This is a genomic window from Massilia aerilata (genome assembly GCF_042656905.1).
GTDB classification, from domain to species: Bacteria; Pseudomonadota; Gammaproteobacteria; order Burkholderiales; family Burkholderiaceae_D; genus Telluria; species Telluria aerilata.
On sequence record NZ_JBHSMZ010000004.1, the window covers coordinates 288,746 to 304,088 of the forward strand.

Here is a 15,343-nt window from a genome sequence, read left to right on the forward strand (position 1 = left end):
CAAGGATATCGATTCCCGGAGAATAGCAGATCGGTGCGCCTAGGCAACAGCCTTCCGCGACGGCAGCGGCGCATCGAGCGGCACCAGGCCCTCGGCCCGCAGCTCCTCCCAGAACGCCGCCGGAATCTCCATGTGCATCAGGGTCGCATTACGCCGCAAATGCGCCGGGCTGCTGGCGCCGGGGATGGTCGCGGCCACCACCGGATGGGCGGTGCCGAACTGCAGCGCCGCCGCCGGCAGGTCCACGCCGTGGCGCGCCGCCACCTGGCGCAGGCGTTCGCGGTGCGCGTGCTGCTCCGGCCTGGCCGGCTGGTAATCGTAATGGTCGCCGCCGGCCAGGAAGCCGGAATTGAAGGGGCCGCCCAGCACCACGTGGGCGCCGCGCCGGGCGCACAGCGGGAACAGTTCCGCCAGCGGCGTGGTTTCCATCAGCGTGTAGCGCCCGGCCAGCAGGAAAATGTCGGGATCGGCGTCGCGCAGCGCGCGCAGGCAGGGTTCGACCGTGTTCACGCCCAGGCCCCAGGCCTTGATGATGCCTTCTTCGCGCAGCTTCACCATCCCCTCGAAGGCGCCGCCCTTGCCGGCCGCGACCCGGTAGTGGCGCTCGAAGTCCTTGCCGAACATGTCGGGCGAAAGGTCGTGCACGTAGGCGATGTCGATATGGCCGAGCGCCAGGCGCTGCAGGCTGTCCTCGACCGAGCGGCGCACGCCGTCGGCCGTGTAGTCGATCACGCGCTTGAAGGGCAGGGCGCCGACGAAAGGCGCTTCGATCTCGCCCGGCATGTGCGGCGCCAGCAGGCGCCCGACCTTGGTCGACAGCGTGTATTCGTGGCGCGGACGGCGGCGCAGGGCCTGGCCGAAACGATGCTCGGACAGGCCGGCGCCGTAGTGCGGCGCGGTGTCGAAGTAGCGGATGCCGGCTTCCCAGGCGGCATCGACGGTCGCGTGGGCCGCAGCATCAAGGGTGGTGTGGTACATGTCGCCCAGCCCGGTGCCGCCCAGGCCCAGGCGCGTGATCGGTCGATAGCGCTGGTTCACGGTGGATCCTTTCTCGTTCGTCGCCTGCGGTGCATGCTACACCGCGGGCGTGAGCGCACGATTGAAAGGCTGCGCCGGGATGCGCTGACGCTAGCGCAGTCCCAGCTGCTGCAGGATCTCGCGGCCAATACCGGAAAGCGGCACGCTCTTCTCGACGCCGCCGCGCTTCACGGCTTCCTTCGGCATGCCATGCACCACGCAGCTTTCCTCGTCCTGGGCCGCGGCGTTGGCGCATGACGCGTCGCTCTGATCGTAATCGTTGGTTGCGGATCAGGATTCAAGGGCTGAGTTGCCGTACGGAGCAGATGATTGCAGATAGAGTTGCCGTAGCGTAAGCAGCGGCGTTACAAATTGCAGAGCTGAATCGAATAAACCACACCACCGGCAGGGAGCGCTGCGGCGGCGTGCGCCCTGCCGTTCTTGCGCTCAGCCTACCGCCGCGGCAATGGACTCGAAGGTGTCGAAGATGGCGTCGTTCGGTTTGCCCTTCGGAGCTGCCGGCTCCAGCGCGGTGATGGGCGCGCCGTCCTTGTCGAAGATGGCGAAAATGAGGCCGCCCGTGGGGTCGCCGTGGGTATCGAACACCAGGCCGCTGTCGGTGTCTGCACGCGAGGAGGCAGCGCACACGCCGACCAGGCCAGTGCTGTGGCGCCGATCGAAGACGGCATCGGCAATGCCGCGCGCGGCGCTGTAATCCTGGGCGTCGCTGGCGGCCGAAATCAGCATGTCGAAGGGGAGGTTGTCGGCCATGCCATAACGGCTGCGCGCTTCGCCACTCGTGCGTAGCCGGTGGAACAGCGGGGCGAGGGCGGTCATGCGCAGGTCGGCAAACTGCAGCGGGTGTTTGAGGCGGAACAAATGGAAGCGTTGCGGCGAGTGTGGCATGGCGCCGGTTTTCTGCTGCTGCATGAAGGCGCGCGTGGTGTCGGGTGCGCCGGGCTTGAACAGGCTTGGCGTGGGTGTGCCGAGTTTGGAGCTGGGATAGGATTGCAGCGAGTAGTGGGCATGTTCGCGCAGGACGCCGCCCACGGTGCCCATATACAGGGCGCCCTGGCCGTTACGGCCATCGAGGCGCGGGCCGCTGAAACGGTTGTTGCCGTTCATCGAGCTGCCGGGTGGGATCGAGCGCGCCTGTTCGATGGTCAGGCTGGCGTTGACGACACGTAGCATCAGCGTGCCCGTGTCCACCGTCATGCAAGGGAAGTCGCCGCGTAACATGGCGTCGAAGGCGATATCGTAGAAAATGTCGTACCGCTCGGAGTTCTTGATTTTGCCACCAGTCGTTTGTTGCCTGCGTGGCTGATATCGGCTTTGATAGGTCATGCGGCTCTCGCTGGTTGAATATAGGAAAGACTGCTGCGTGACCAGATAAGTATGGCATTTTCAACCAGCTTTGCAAGTGGATCTGCGCCGCTCAGAACTTCATCTCGAGGGTCGCACGCAGCACCGGCGAGCCCGGATAGATGGTGCGGCTGCGCTGGGTTGCGCCGCCGGCCGCGATGTAGCTGGTTTCATTGATGTAGTCCTGGCCGAGCAGGTTGGACGCCGCCAGGCGCAGCTGGTTCCTGGGGTTCAGCTTCCACAGCGCGTACAGGTCGAGATCGCGGCGCACGCTCTCGTAGCTGACCTGGTTGGCGGACAGGCGCACCTCGCCGCCGTTCTTGAAGACGAAGCTGCCGCCGGTACTGAATGCGCCGAGCTTGTAGTCGGCGCCCAGCGTGGCCGACAGCGGTGTCTGGTCCATCAGGCGGTTGTTCGGTCCGGGGATCCCGTCGACGCTCGACCAGTTGCGCGACAGGCTGGCGCGCAGGTCGAGGGAGCTAGCGGTGGCGATCACGGCCTTCAGCGGGAACTTGGCCTCGAGCTCGAGCCCGTGTGTGCGCGCACGGCCCGTATTCGTGAGGCGCGACACCCAGCGGCTGCCTTCGAGCACGGTCTGGTTGCGCATGTTGTTGTCGATGTCGCGGGCCGACGCGCTGATCGATACCAGCGCACCCTCGGCCCAGTAATGCTCCCAGGCGGCGTCGACGCCGAGCGCCAGCTCCGGCTTCAGGTTCGGGTTGCCGATCGAATCGGGATCGGTCTGGCTGTTGTTGGCCGAGTCGAAGCGGTGCGGGATCAGCCTTTGCACGGGGATCACGCGATAGGTGCGGGTGAGCGCGAAACGCAGCTGGTCGCCTTTTGTATCGGGAAGCTTGTACAGGGTCTGGAACAGGGGGCTCAGTACGGCCGAGCGATTGTGCACGGTCGCGAAGGTATTGCCCTCGATCCGGGTCCGGACGCCTTCCCAGCGCGCGCCCAGGTAGACCGACCATTGCGGCGTCACGTTCCACTCATCCTGGCCATACACGGCCAGTCGCGTCACATTGGCGGCATAGGACTCGTCGCCGCCCGGCGGCACCACGTCGGACTGGGCGTAGTCGCGGACACGGCGCGAGTCGGGTGAGGTCAGCTCGCTGCCGTCCCAGCCGAAGGCGAGCGCATGGCCTTCCCGGCTGGCGCTGGTGAACTTGCCCATCGTGCTCAGGCCGTGCACGCTGTTGTGCGACATGACCAGCTCACGCAGCGGATTCGCACCCGTACCGGCGGCAGTGCGATATGTCGAGATAGGGTTGGCGCCGGCGGTCGCAACCACCTTGGCATCGAGCTTTGCGCCGGATGCGTACTTGTGCGTCCAGTTGAATTCCTGGCGCAGCAGCTTCTGGATGCTGCTTGTGGTCTGGACCAGGTCCGGATAGGGCGGCGGCGGGCCCAGTTCCGTATCGACCAGCGTGTGGACGCCGTTCTCGAAATGGTTGAAGTTGGCGAGGGTCTGGAAGATCAGCGAGTCGCCGTTCTCGAGGGTCCAGATCAGGCGCGGGCTCAGGTTGAGCATGGTGATGCGCCCGCTCTCGGGCAGGCGACCCAGGCGCAGGCCGTCTTCGATGCCGGACGCATCGGCATGCTCCTCGACGTTGTGCACCGTGCGCGAATAATGCTCATGTCTGACATTGGCCGTGACCGACCAGGCCAGCCGGCCCGCCTTGTCGGCCAGTTGCAGGTTGGCGTTCGGCCCCATGAAGTCGCGGGCCTGCGCATAACCGAGCTTCAGCTCGCGCTGCCCGGCCTTGACCGTCTTCTTCAGCACGATGTTGATGGTGCCGGCGATCGACTGGGTCGAGTACTCGGCGCTGGCGGCGCGCATCACCTCGATGCGCTCGATCAGGTCCGGGGCCAGCGAATCGATGGTGAAGCCGGGCGGGGTCTTGTCGCCGTTGAGCAGGATCTGCGTGTAGCCGGCGCCCAGGCCGCGCATGCGCACCTCGCTGCCGCGCCCGCCGTTGCCGCTCACCGTCACACCTGGCACGCGCTTGAGCACATCGAGCAGATTGGTGTCGCCGTACTTGGCGATCTCGTCGCGGTTGACCACGATCTTGCTGGCGGTGTCATCGCGGCGCGGATCGTAGGCCTCGAGCGAGCCGCGCACCTCCACCTGCTGGGTCTTGTTGTCCTGTGCTTCCTTGCCGTCCTTCGTCGCGCCATCGTTGTTGCCGATCGCGGATTGCCGGGCATGCGCCGGAGCGGCGGCCAGCGTCAGGGACAAGGTGGCCGCGACGGCTGCGGCGAGGACGTTCATGTGCATCGATGGAAGGGTAAGTGCGCGTTTCAAAGGTGTCATGGCATTTTTTTTGGGATTATTAGGCTATCAACATTGCCACAAGTTAGCATCATAAGTTGCTATTGACAAGAAGTTATTGTCTGGCGCAGCTATGCTGGCGCTTGCCCACTGTCGTGTCAGGCTGATAGCCATGCACCGATGGCTGTACCTGTGTGCTCGAAGCGGAAGCCCTGATCAAGCTGCACCGCGAGCTCGCCGAGGTGCAGAGCCAGATCGAGAAGGCGGCCACGTCGCAGGCGCAGCTGCGCAGGCGGGTGGATACCGAGCTGCTGACCGTGGCCATGCACGAACGCGCGGCGGCGGGTGCGTGCAGGCCGCCGCGGGGCCAGGGCGGCGCCGGACAAGCACTGACAGCCGGCTGTCAGCGCAAGAGCTTCAAGCCCGGCGGCAGCGCATCCCCGAACATGCGCGTGGCGCTGGCCTGGTCCAGCTCCACCACTTCGCGCACCATGGCCGCCCAGCTGGCGGGCGCGCCGCTGGCGCCCAGCTTGTTCAGCACCTGCTGGCGCAAGGCTTCGCCAATATCGCGCGAGCGGTCGCCGGTCTTGCGCGCGATGTGGGCGGCGGCAAAGCCGGCCGGTTCGATGCGCTTCCAGTCGAGCTGCAGCAGGCACTCCAGCCAGCGCTCGGCCGCTGCGATGGTCGCGACTTCGTGGGCGCTGGCGTGCAGCGACCGGCGCGCGCCGACGCGGGCCAGGGCCCAGAGGTAGCGGGCGTAGGTGGCGGCGGTCTTCGGGTCCGGTTTGGGCGAGGGCGGAATCGCCATGATCTGCTGCAGCATCCAGTCGCCGATCTCCACCTTGTAGGCGGAGGGGATGCGTTCGAGCGAGGCGCCCAGGCGCAGCATGTCGTCCTCGCTGCCGTCGACCAGGGCGACCGGGCGTTTGGCGCGGTCCGCGGGTTCGGCCTGCAGGTTGAAGGCGAAGTCGTCGAGCAGGCGCAGTTGCGATTCGGTCGACAGGCCGCCGGCCACGCGCCGCCACAGGGTCCACCATTCGGCGCGCGCCTGGCTGTCCTTGTGGTACTGGATGCCGGTCTCGAACAGGGCCCACAGCTGCTCGATGCGCCATTCGTCGAGCGGATGGCCGAAGCCGGGGCGCAGGCACCAGCCGGCCAGGTTGAGCCAGACCCGTTCGTGTTCGCTGCTGCGGCGCCGGCCCCTGGCGCGCTCCATCAGGGCGTCGAACAGGCGGCGCAGCAGCGGCGTCTCCCAGCGTTCGCGCGAGCCGAGCAGGTGTTCGAGCGTGCCGCGCAGCTGGCGCACTTCGCGGCTCTCGACCTGCTGGTTGCGGCTGCCGAAGATGCGGTCGATGCGCTGCAGGGCTTCATCGAGGCGGGCCGGCAGGGCGCTATCGCCTGCGTCTTCGTCGTGCGCCTGGCCTTCCGCGCCGCGTAACTGAAACTCGAGTTTCCAGCGCTGGCCGCTGCCATCCTCTGCCACGCAATGCACTTCCAGCGTGCCGACCTCGGACAGCGAGGCCGCCAGCCGCACCGGCAGCTCGGTCTTCGTCCCCGCCGTTTGCGCGCGCAGCACGGTGGCGATGGCCGGCAGGCGCACGACCTCGGCCGGGTCCAGCGCGAGCAGCTCGCCCGGCCGCGGCGGCGCGCCCCGCGGATCGGCGGTCGTCGAGACCAGGTGGAAGCGCACCGGCCGTCCCAGCCTGAGGCCGAAGCTGCGTTCCGCCAGGCGCACTTCGACGCCGGGCTTTTCGCCGCGTGGCAGCAGGCAGACGGCGTTCAGCCGGCCGTCCTGCAGGGCGTCGTCCAGCAGCAGGAAGTAGCTGCGCGCGGAGCCGCTCTCGATGGCCGGGGCCAGGCCCTGGCGCGCGAGGGAATAGGCAACCGCGCCGCGCGCCACGGCGACGTCGGGGTCGAGGTTGCGCAGCACGCGGACCGGCTCGCCGCGCCACGCGGACAAGGTGGCGGCCAGGCGCTGCGCCAGCGCGGCGCCGCGGAAGACGCCGCCGTTCAGCAGCAGCGTGTCCGGGACCGGCATGTCCGGGACCGGCATGTCCGGGACCGGCATGTCCGGGACCGGCATGTCCGGGACCGGCATGTCCGGCACCGGCATGGCGGCATCGGTGCCGAGCGCTTCGCGCGCCGCCTGCGCGTGCTGCCGCAGGAAGTCGGCCAGGTGGCGCGTGATGGCAGGATCGCTGGCGTAGGGCAGGCCGAATTCGACGATGCCGGCGCGTGCGCGCTTCGCGCCTTCCTGTGCTTCGTTCAGCGGGAAGAAGCCGTCCAGCACGATGCGTGCCATGTCCTCGCGCGTGAGCGGGATGGTGCGGCTGGCGCCGATCAGGCGCGCGCCGCTGCCCAGCAGGGTCACGTTGACCTGGTCAGGCGCGTCGGGCGCCAGCAGCTGTTCCTTGGCCGCGCGGCAGCGTTCGGTCAGCTGGGCCAGGCGGGCCGCGGACAAGCGTGCCGGCGCCGATTGTTGATCCTGCGCGGCCAGGCGCGATTCGACCAGGTGGGCCAGCGCCAGGTCCATGTTGTCGCCACCGAGGATCAGGTGGTTGCCGACGCCGATCCGTGTCAGCCTGGGGGCGCCGTCTTCGAGTTCCACCTTGACCAGGCTGAAGTCGGTGGTGCCGCCGCCGACGTCGGCCACCAGCACCAGGCGCGAGGCCGCGAGTTCCCCGGCCAGGCTATCGCGGTGGCGCTGCAGCCAGTCGTAGAGCGCGGCCTGCGGCTCTTCCAGCAGGCGCAGAGAGGGCAGGCCGGCCAGGCGCGCCGCTTCCAGGGTCAGGGCGCGCGCGCCTTCGTCGAAGGAGGCGGGAACGGTCAGGACCAGGTCCTGGTTTTCGAGTGCTTGTGAAGGGTGGCGCGCATTCCAGGCCGCCCGCAGATAGGCGAGGTAGCTGGCGCTGGCGGCCAGCGGCGAGACCTTGGGCACCTCCTCGGGCGCGCCCCAGGGCAGGATGGGGGCGGTGCGGTCGACGCCGTGATGGGACAGCCAGCTCTTGGCAGATGCAACTAACCGACCCGGCGTGGAGGCGCCCAGCAGCCGGGCAAGCCGGCCGACCACGGCATCCGGAACGCCGGCTGGGTCGGTGGCTGCCCAGGGCAGCTGCAGCGCACCGGCAGGCAGTTCGCCGGCGGCCGGGTGGTAGCGGCTTGATGCCAGCAGCGGCGCCGGCGCCACTTCGCCGGGCGCCACCAGCTGCTCGATGGCGAAGGTCTCGACCTGCTGCGTGCCCGGCGCCGCGTAGGCCAGCACCGTATTGGTGGTGCCGAGGTCGATGCCGACCAGCCAGGCCGGCGCTGCTGCCGATGTGCCCACGAGCGCTTTACTGCTGCTCGTTGGCGCGGACGTCGAACTCGACCTTCCAGCGCTGGCCTTCGCGCGAGACCGCGATCAGCTCCAGCGTGCCCGCCTCGGTGGCCAGCGCGTGCAGCTTGACTTGTACCACGTCGCCCGGGGTGCGGGCATCAAAGGGCAGCTCGGCCTGGATTTCGTTCAGTTCCTGCAGCTCGTCCGGGCCCCAGAACTCGAGCACTTCGCCGATGCGGTCCTGGCGGCGCACGGTCGAACCGAAGAAGCGGAAGTGCACAGGCTCGCCGACCACCAGGCCGAATTCCTGACCCGGCAGTTCCAGTTCGCTGCCTTCTTCCATGCCGAAGGGCGCCACGCACAGGGCGGTGATCGGCGGCTCCATGCCGGGGATGGCCGGCATCGACGATTCCACGCCGACGTAGTAGGAACGCGCCGTGCCGCCGCGGATGCGCACGCCGCCGCCGCGCCGCGCATGGCCGTAATAGGCCGCGCCGCGCGCCACCGCCAGGTCGAGGTCTGCGCCTTCCAGCATGCGCGCCGGTTCCGCGCCTTCCATGTACAGCCAGTCGTTGATGGTGTCCATCACGCGCTGGGCCAGGATGCCGGACTTGAACACGCCGCCGTTGAACAGCACCGCGGTCGGGTGCAGGAAGCTGTGCTCCGGGTTTACTTGGCCATTAAAACCTTCCAGCTCCGCGGTGGCGCCGGCCTGGCGCGCCAGGAAGGCGGCCAGGTGGCGGGTGACCGCGGCATCCTGCGCGTAGGGCAGGCCCAGTTGCGTCAGGCCGGCGCGCGTGCGCACGGCCGGGCGCGCGCTCGCTTCCACGCGTGGGAAGAAGCCGTCGGTGATGAAGGCGGTGACTTCGTCGCGCGTCAATTCGGTGCGGATCGAACCGCCGATCAGCTTCGAGCCGCGGCTCGGCACCACAATCGGCCAGGTGGTGGCGTTGGCGTCGGCCAGCAAATGCTCCTTGGCGCCGCGGCAGGCGTAGGTCAGGGCGCGCATCTGCCAGGCGTCGAGCTGGGTGCCGTTGGCCTGCAGTTTTCTCGCGACCAGGTGCGCCAGTGCGAGGTCCATGTTGTCGCCGCCCAGCAGGATATGGTCGCCGACGGCCACGCGGTGCGGTTCCAGGTTGCCCTCGCGTTCGAGGATGGCGATCAGCGAGAAGTCGCTGGTGCCGCCGCCGACGTCGACCACCAGCACGATGTCGCCGGCCTTGACCTGCTTGCGCCAGCGGCCTTCGCTGCCCTGGATCCAGCTGTACAGGGCCGCCTGCGGTTCTTCGAGCAGGGTCGGCGCGTTGTAGCCGGCGTCGCGCGCCGCTTCGGCGGTTAGCTCGCGCGCCACCGGATCGAAGGAGGCCGGGATGGTCACGGTGACGGCCTGCTGGTCGAAGGGCGCTTCCGGATGCGCGGCGTTCCAGGCATTGCGGATGTGCTCGAGGTAGCGGGTCGATGCGGCGAGCGGCGAGACGCGGTCGACTTCTTCCGGCGCGTCCGGCGGCAGGATCGCGGCGCGGCGGTCCACGCCCGGATGCGAGAGCCAGCTCTTGGCCGACGAGACCAGGCGGATCGGGGTGCCGGCGCCGCGGCTACGCGCCATCTCGCCGATGATCGATAAAGAAGCGGGCGCGGCCTGGCCATCGGTCCAGGGCAGGGCCAGTTCGCCCGGCGCCAGTTCGTCCGGGTGCGGCAGGTACATGAAGGAGGGCAGCAGCGGCAGGGCCTCGACGGTGCCGGGGCCGCTCAGCTGCGGAATCGGCAGCACGCCCTGGTCGGCCTTTTCGCCGTCGCTGGCCTGCAGGTCGACGTAGGAGAGGGCGCTGTGGGTGGTGCCGAGGTCGATGCCGATCGCGTAGCGCGCGGTTTCCATCGTTTCCATATTTGCGCTCACAGTTCCACCTCCGCCGGCGCGATGATGCTGGCGTCGTGCTTGTCGGCCAGCTGCGGCAGGCTCACCTTCGATGCGCGCCAGCCGCGGTGGCTCAGGGTGCCGGTGAACGGCGCCTTGCCGACCACGTTGCCGGTCAGGCGCACGCTGGCGGCGTCGAAGCCTTCGGGCAGGGTCAGGCGCGCGCCTTCGAGTTCGGCGCGCACGGGTTCGATGGTGAAGTGCTCGCGCAGCACGCGGGCGCAGCCTTCGTGCACGACGCGGGCGGCGGCGCCGATGTCGGCGTCGCTGTAGACGGTGATGTTCTCGTTGGCGAAGTCGATCAGGCGGGCTTCGCGCTGCAGCAGGGACAGCAGCTGCAGGGCGGCGTCGGGCGTTGCCACGCGCAGCGGGGCCGCGGTGGGCGCGGGCGTCGGTGCGGGCGTCGGCGCCGGAGCGGGTGCGGGCGCCGCTACGGGCGCGGCGATCGGGCCGATCTGGTCATCGCGCACGCGCGCGGCGAATTCGGCGTCGCCCAGGGTCTTGAAGAAGGCGCCGAAGGCGAGGGAAAGCCGGCTCCAGAAGGAGGGCAGGTTGGTCGGTTGGCTCATGTTCTTGTGTTGTCCGGTCCATGAAAGCGGGCATGATACCAGTTAGGCAAACTTCGATGGCGCGATGCAGCAAGCGGCCTGGCCGAAGGGCACGGTGACCGGTGACAAAGTGCGTAATTTCTCGACAAGATTCCGTAGTATCTTGCTGCCTTCACGCTCGTCCACTTTCTTCAAGGAGGATCCTGTGCCTGTGACCGGTCGTCAGCGGATCAATGCGGTTTTTCTGCGCCTGCTTTTTGCATTTGCCGTTTTCGGTATGTCGAAGGCGTTTGCAAACGTACCTCCCGAGTATGTGGAGCTCACCAGTGCTGAAATGAAGAGCCGGGGATTCACGTTCAAGATCGACAGATACAATGACCATGCCTCGATCGAACTGAAATTTCCCAGTCAATTGCGTGGGAGAGAAGCCTGGCTTGTTCCCTTGTACACCTATGTCGTCATCAAAAACAAGTCGGGAGACGTGATTGCCAGCACGACCAACTGGGTGCTAAAGAACGACACCCTGACGATCGTTTCGTCCTACAACACGACGCTTTCGGATTTGTCCATAGCGATCGATTACGGATGCCCAATTGCGGGCAGCCCCGAATTTCGTTGCGGTACTACGTTCAGGATTGCTTCGGTGTCGCAGTTTTTCGATGAAAATCCCGATGCGCTCAACCTGCCCTTGAAGTGCAGGAAAGTCCCGGGTTACAAACTCGAAATCCTCGATTGCACCGGATAGAAGCGCAAATGCGCGGCATGCGCCGCGTTCAGATGGCCGGATCGCCCGTGAGCGGCGTCTCGGCATCGGGCGCCGCCGGCGTATCGGCCGCCCTGGCCAGCAATGCCCGCGCATAGGCGTCGAAATCGTCGAGGCCGCGCTTGATGATGGTGACCAGGGCCGGCAGCGGCGAGGCCTGGTAATCCCAGTCGGCGCGGCAGAATTCGCCGGTGCGCTTCAGGTCCTCGCCCAGCGCCGGGTCCAGCCAGCCGTTCTCTTCGAGCAGCGAGATCACCTCGCGCTCGTCGTGGGCCGGGCCAAGGCCGGCGTGGGCGAGCACATAATCGCCCATCTCCACCGCCGCTTCCCAGGCGCGGATCACGTTCAGCGTGGCCGCGTCCTGGCGCGTGATGTCGCCGACGAAAGTGGTCGGGTCCTTTTCGTACTCGTCGCGGGCGCGCTTGATGCAGCGCTCGATGGCGCCCGTCTTGCTGACCAGCAGATCCTTGTCCATCGCTTCTCCTCTCGGTTCAGCGCTACCTTACAGCAGGAACATGATAGCTGCCACACAAGTGGGGCCGAGCGCACCCAGCAACAGCCAGACAGCCCCGATCGATTCGTTGGCGAAGCCGTGGCGCAGGAGGGCCGCGCCGGCCGGGTTCGGGGCGTTGGCGATCACCGTCAGGCCGCCGCCGCCCACCGCGCCCGCCACCAGCATGTATTTCTCGTGCGCGGACAGGCCTGTGATCAGGGAGCCGAGGTAGGTCAGGGCGGCGTTGTCGGTGACCGCCGTCAGGCCGAGGGCGCCGAAGAACAGGGCGGTCGGCCCGAGGCTGGAGACGATCGGTTGCAGCCACCATTGCTGCATGCCGCCCAGCACCACCAGGCCGGCCAGGAAGAAGCCGACCAGCAGGCCTTCCTTCAGGATCAGCGGCGACTGGTAGCGCTCGTAGGCTTGCGTAAACCCGAGGAACAGCAGGAACAGGCCAATGAACAGCACCGGGTGGTGGGCCAGCAGCACGACGGACGCCAGGAAGGCCAGGTGGATCAGCGCCACCAGCGGCGGCACCGGCGCCGTTTCGCCGTCGACGGAGGCATCGAGCTGGCGCAGGTGGGCGCGCAGCAGGAAGGTGATGGCGGTGGCGTTGACGAGCACCGCGAGCAGCGCGCGCCAGCCGAAATGGGTCAGCATGTAGAGGCTGTCCCAGTCCCAGGTCTTGGCCACCATCAGCACCGGCGGCGCGGCGTAGGAGGTCAGGGTGCCGCCGATCGAGACGTTCACGAACAGCACGCCCAGCGCGCCGTACTTCAGCCACTCGGGCATGCCCTGGCGGAACACGGTGGGCGCCAGCATCAGCGCGGCCAGGGTCATCGCGGCCGGCTCGGTGATCAGGGAGCCGGCCAGCGGCACCAGGGCCAGGGCCAGCCAGGCCTGGGCGACTTCGGAACGCACGGGGGCGAGGCGGGCCAATACGCGCAGCAGGGCGCGCGCCGCTTCCAGCACGGGGCGCGAGGCGGCCACCACCATCACCACGAACACGAACAGCGGCTCGGCGTAGTGGCGCGACTCGGCATAATCGACCGCCGCGGTACGGCCCTCGACCACGGCCATGAAGACCATCAGCACGAAGGCCCAGAAGCCGAACACGACCTCGACCTCGCCCAGCAGGTGGAACAGGCCGGCATGGCGCGGGTGCTTGTGCGCCAGCACCTCGAACAGATGGGTCGAGAAGGTGTGCAGCAGGGCCAGGACGAACAGGACCAGGCCGATGGTTTGCATGGTGGTGGTCATGGCTGGGCTCCGCGCAATACGATCTTGGTGACGAAGAACCCCAGCTGCCTTGGATCGCCGCTTGCCGGGGCAGGATTTTTTATTGGCACATTGCGCAACTCGACGATGGATCGTCCTTCATGGTTTCGCAGGGCGCCTTTCACGGGAATCGGAAGGCCGCGGTCCAGCGCAAAACGTCCCAGGTGGACGCCGTTCACCGACACCTCCGTTTCCATGCCGGGGGCGACATACTGGCCGTGGATGCTCAGGGTTTTATACGGCAGGTTCGAGGGCGGCGTGAGCTCGAATCGCGCGACGGGGGCCACGGTCCAGATGCCGTCCCAGTTGGCGCCGCCGAATTCCACGCTGCCCCAGCCCTGGGTGAATTTGAGGGCGGCGGCATCCGCGAAATCCCTGGCGCCATAGGCGGCATCTTCGGTCAGCATCGGATTGCAGACCGGGGCGCCATTCAGGTAAGACCAGCCATCGTCGGCGCTTGTGAAGCGCGTATCGGGGGCCAGCTCCCTGTTCTTGCCGCAGAGCGTCAGGCCGGTCTGCTTGTTCTCCAGATTGATGGCGATTTTTTTGACCTGGCCGCCCACGGTGTAAGTGAGAACGCTGTCCCGGGGCGTGAACGCTTCCTGGTTGCGCAGGCGCTCCGAAAAGATTTCGATGGGCGGGTTATACGCCGCCGGAAAATGCGCGAGCACGTATCTGGCGGCCGGGCTGAATTCGACGTGGCTGTAGCGCCGCTCCATCCAGGAGACGCCCGCCTGCACCAGGATCAGTGCCAGGATCAGGGACGTGGGGACCTTGTGGTCGCGCGCGTAGAGCAGGCAGGCGAACAGGATCGGCATGGCGGCCCAGAAGGCGTAGCGCATCATGCCCGCCGCGCCGGAGTTCCAGTTCTGGGCCGTCAGCGCGGGCAGCGCCAGCGCAAGCGAGAACAGCACGGCGCCGCAAGCCAGCAGCCGTATCGGCATCGGCTTCCCGAACAGCAGGATGGCCGCCAGCGCGGCGAACAGCGCGGGAACGCCGATGACCATGCCCTGGTTGAGGTCGAAAAACAGGGAGTACAGGCGGATCCCGCTGATCAGGCGCGTTTCGGTGGTGGCCGCCGCCAGCAGGCTGGGCACGCCGAACTTGGCCAGGTTGAACAGGACCGGCAGGGAAAACAGCAGGGCCACGATGGCGAGCGACACAGCTTCCCTTGCCGAGGGCATGGTCCGCTTGTAGGCGTAGGCGAGGAAGGGGGCGAAGCCGGCAAAGAAAACCAGCGGCGGATTCTGCATGGAGGCGAGGCCGGCCAGCACGCCGCCCGCAATCGGCGCGCCGCTGAAATACAGCAGCAGTCCCGTCAGCAGCGCGGCCGCCGTCATGGCTTCAGGGCTGCTCCAGTCCCAGTAGAGCAGGCCGCCGCAAAAGGCGAATAGTCCGAGCGCGAGCGCGGCGCGCTGCTTCGACCTGAAAAACTCGAAGCAGGCCAGGCCAAGGATGAAGATGAAGGCCAGGTTGACGAACTGGTAGCACTTGAAAGGGGGGATGCCGAGCGCCTTGAAGGCGGCAAAAGGTATCGCCGCGAGTGCCGAATAGGCAAAGAAATGGATCGAGTAATAGCTGCCGTCGCGTCCGTGATAGAAGGCGGGGAAGGGCGTGTCGGCATTCTTGCGGATGCCTTTTTCCAGTTCCGCATATTGCGCAGAAATGCGGGGTTCCGGATTCAGGCGCTGGGCCTCCTGGACATCCGACAGCCTGATGGCCGGCGTGCCGTGCGAGGCGATGGCGATGGTCATGGCCCCGTATTCGAGATAATCGCCGACCTTGTTCTGCGGCCTGAGACAGAACAGCAGCAGGAGCACGGCGAACAGGGACAGGCCGAAGCCGAGGCGGCCTGCAAGGGATGGGCGATCGAAAACTGGGGACTGCCGGAATTGCTTGTCGAGAGTCTTGAACATGGGCCTGTGATGACGAACTGATGCCGTCATGATAACCCGGCAGGGCGGCAGACCTGCCTAAATTGCTTACCGGCTCTGTTTCGCCTGCAGGGTGGCGCCGGCACCCAGGACGGCGGGATCGTACTTCGGCGCCTGCTTCAGGAACTTGCGCTGGAACTGTTCCTGGGCCGCGATGCAGGCCTTGCCGAAGTGGTCGCGCGTGCAAAGCTCGTTGATCTTCCGGGTCTCGTCCAGCATTTCCTTGAAAGCCGCCTTTTGCTGGCTGTCGGCGCTTTTGGCGGCCGGCGGCGCTGCCAGGCTGGCAGTGGCGGCCTGCGCGGGCGAGGGGTTCATGGCGAGGTAGGAGGCAATCAGCAGATTGATCAGGGAGGTCATGGTGGATGGGTCCAGGTTGCACGAAGGGGATGCCGCAAGTCTAGGGCGCGGCTGCGGCGCCGTGCAGCCCCACGGATGGGGGTTT

General features: G+C 67.2%; 11 protein-coding genes and 2 pseudogenes. 2 read left to right on the forward strand and 11 right to left on the reverse strand.

Annotated features, from left to right (window positions below; translation table 11 throughout):
* Window positions 1-39 precede the first annotated feature (39 nt).
* From ACFPO9_RS06085 to ACFPO9_RS06100, 4 genes and pseudogenes are all read right to left on the reverse strand, one after another.
* A complete protein-coding gene (locus ACFPO9_RS06085; RefSeq protein ID WP_379768457.1) occupies window positions 40-1,038 on the reverse strand; it encodes an aldo/keto reductase in 999 nt (332 codons plus the stop codon).
* 90 nt (window positions 1,039-1,128) lie between these two features.
* Window positions 1,129-1,269 (reverse strand): annotated as a pseudogene (locus tag ACFPO9_RS06090) (chemotaxis protein CheB); the annotation flags it as partial.
* Between the two features lie 195 nt (window positions 1,270-1,464).
* Entirely contained in the window at window positions 1,465-2,361 is an 897-nt protein-coding gene (locus tag ACFPO9_RS06095) for a hypothetical protein (protein WP_379768459.1), read from the reverse strand.
* Between the two features lie 91 nt (window positions 2,362-2,452).
* Window positions 2,453-4,654 carry a TonB-dependent receptor plug domain-containing protein gene (locus ACFPO9_RS06100; RefSeq protein ID WP_379768461.1) on the reverse strand — a complete coding sequence of 734 codons (2,202 nt, stop codon included), beginning with the start codon at window positions 4,652-4,654 and terminating at the stop codon, window positions 2,453-2,455.
* Between the two features lie 194 nt (window positions 4,655-4,848).
* Between ACFPO9_RS06100 and ACFPO9_RS06105 the strand changes: the two are divergent.
* A pseudogene (locus ACFPO9_RS06105) lies at window positions 4,849-5,046 on the forward strand (DUF4349 domain-containing protein); the annotation flags it as partial.
* Between the two features lie 11 nt (window positions 5,047-5,057).
* On the opposite strand, the gene ACFPO9_RS06110 reads toward ACFPO9_RS06105, so the two are convergent.
* Genes ACFPO9_RS06110 through ACFPO9_RS06120 form a run of 3 tightly spaced genes read right to left on the reverse strand, consistent with a single transcriptional unit; the run spans window position 5,058 to window position 10,454 of the window.
* A complete protein-coding gene (locus ACFPO9_RS06110) occupies window positions 5,058-7,979 on the reverse strand; it encodes an Hsp70 family protein (RefSeq protein ID WP_379768463.1) in 2,922 nt (973 codons plus the stop codon).
* Between the two features lie 7 nt (window positions 7,980-7,986).
* Complete coding sequence (locus ACFPO9_RS06115; RefSeq protein ID WP_379769205.1) at window positions 7,987-9,846, reverse strand: Hsp70 family protein; 1,860 nt, start codon at window positions 9,844-9,846, stop codon at window positions 7,987-7,989.
* A gap of 17 nt (window positions 9,847-9,863) precedes the next feature.
* Window positions 9,864-10,454: a DUF2760 domain-containing protein gene (locus ACFPO9_RS06120; protein ID WP_379768465.1), complete on the reverse strand. Its 591-nt coding sequence runs from the start codon at window positions 10,452-10,454 to the stop codon at window positions 9,864-9,866.
* Window positions 10,455-10,518: 64 nt separating this feature from the next.
* On the opposite strand from ACFPO9_RS06120, the gene ACFPO9_RS06125 reads away from it, so the two are divergent.
* Window positions 10,519-11,178, forward strand: a complete 660-nt coding sequence (locus ACFPO9_RS06125; RefSeq protein ID WP_379768467.1) for a hypothetical protein — start codon at window positions 10,519-10,521, stop codon at window positions 11,176-11,178.
* A gap of 28 nt (window positions 11,179-11,206) precedes the next feature.
* Here ACFPO9_RS06125 and hepT read toward each other — a convergent pair whose 3' ends face one another.
* The 4 genes from hepT to ACFPO9_RS06145 all read right to left on the reverse strand — a co-directional run bounded on the left by hepT (window position 11,207) and on the right by ACFPO9_RS06145 (window position 15,258).
* Window positions 11,207-11,671, reverse strand: coding sequence for a type VII toxin-antitoxin system HepT family RNase toxin (gene hepT, locus ACFPO9_RS06130; protein WP_379768469.1), 465 nt, complete (start codon window positions 11,669-11,671; stop codon window positions 11,207-11,209).
* Between the two features lie 27 nt (window positions 11,672-11,698).
* A complete protein-coding gene (locus tag ACFPO9_RS06135) occupies window positions 11,699-12,949 on the reverse strand; it encodes a putative Na+/H+ antiporter (RefSeq protein WP_379768471.1) in 1,251 nt (416 codons plus the stop codon).
* Window positions 12,946-14,883, reverse strand: a complete 1,938-nt coding sequence (locus ACFPO9_RS06140) for a hypothetical protein (RefSeq protein ID WP_379768473.1) — start codon at window positions 14,881-14,883, stop codon at window positions 12,946-12,948. Before ACFPO9_RS06140 ends, ACFPO9_RS06135 begins: the two co-directional genes overlap by 4 nt.
* A gap of 66 nt (window positions 14,884-14,949) precedes the next feature.
* The gene (locus tag ACFPO9_RS06145; RefSeq protein ID WP_379768475.1) at window positions 14,950-15,258 is read right to left on the reverse strand and encodes a hypothetical protein; all 309 of its coding nucleotides are present in this window, start codon (window positions 15,256-15,258) and stop codon (window positions 14,950-14,952) included.
* Window positions 15,259-15,343 lie beyond the last annotated feature (85 nt).

Coding starts and splice junctions, on each gene's coding strand:
- ACFPO9_RS06095 (WP_379768459.1), bottom strand. CDS start 2,361: ATGACCTATCAAAGCCGATATCAGCCACGCAGGCAACAAACGACTGGT.
- ACFPO9_RS06100 (WP_379768461.1), bottom strand. CDS start 4,654: ATGAACGTCCTCGCCGCAGCCGTCGCGGCCACCTTGTCCCTGACGCTG.
- ACFPO9_RS06115 (WP_379769205.1), bottom strand. CDS start 9,846: ATGGAAACCGCGCGCTACGCGATCGGCATCGACCTCGGCACCACCCAC.
- ACFPO9_RS06120 (WP_379768465.1), bottom strand. CDS start 10,454: ATGAGCCAACCGACCAACCTGCCCTCCTTCTGGAGCCGGCTTTCCCTC.
- ACFPO9_RS06125 (WP_379768467.1), top strand. CDS start 10,519: ATGCAGCAAGCGGCCTGGCCGAAGGGCACGGTGACCGGTGACAAAGTG.
- hepT (WP_379768469.1), bottom strand. CDS start 11,671: ATGGACAAGGATCTGCTGGTCAGCAAGACGGGCGCCATCGAGCGCTGC.
- ACFPO9_RS06135 (WP_379768471.1), bottom strand. CDS start 12,949: ATGACCACCACCATGCAAACCATCGGCCTGGTCCTGTTCGTCCTGGCC.
- ACFPO9_RS06140 (WP_379768473.1), bottom strand. CDS start 14,883: ATGTTCAAGACTCTCGACAAGCAATTCCGGCAGTCCCCAGTTTTCGAT.
- ACFPO9_RS06145 (WP_379768475.1), bottom strand. CDS start 15,258: ATGACCTCCCTGATCAATCTGCTGATTGCCTCCTACCTCGCCATGAAC.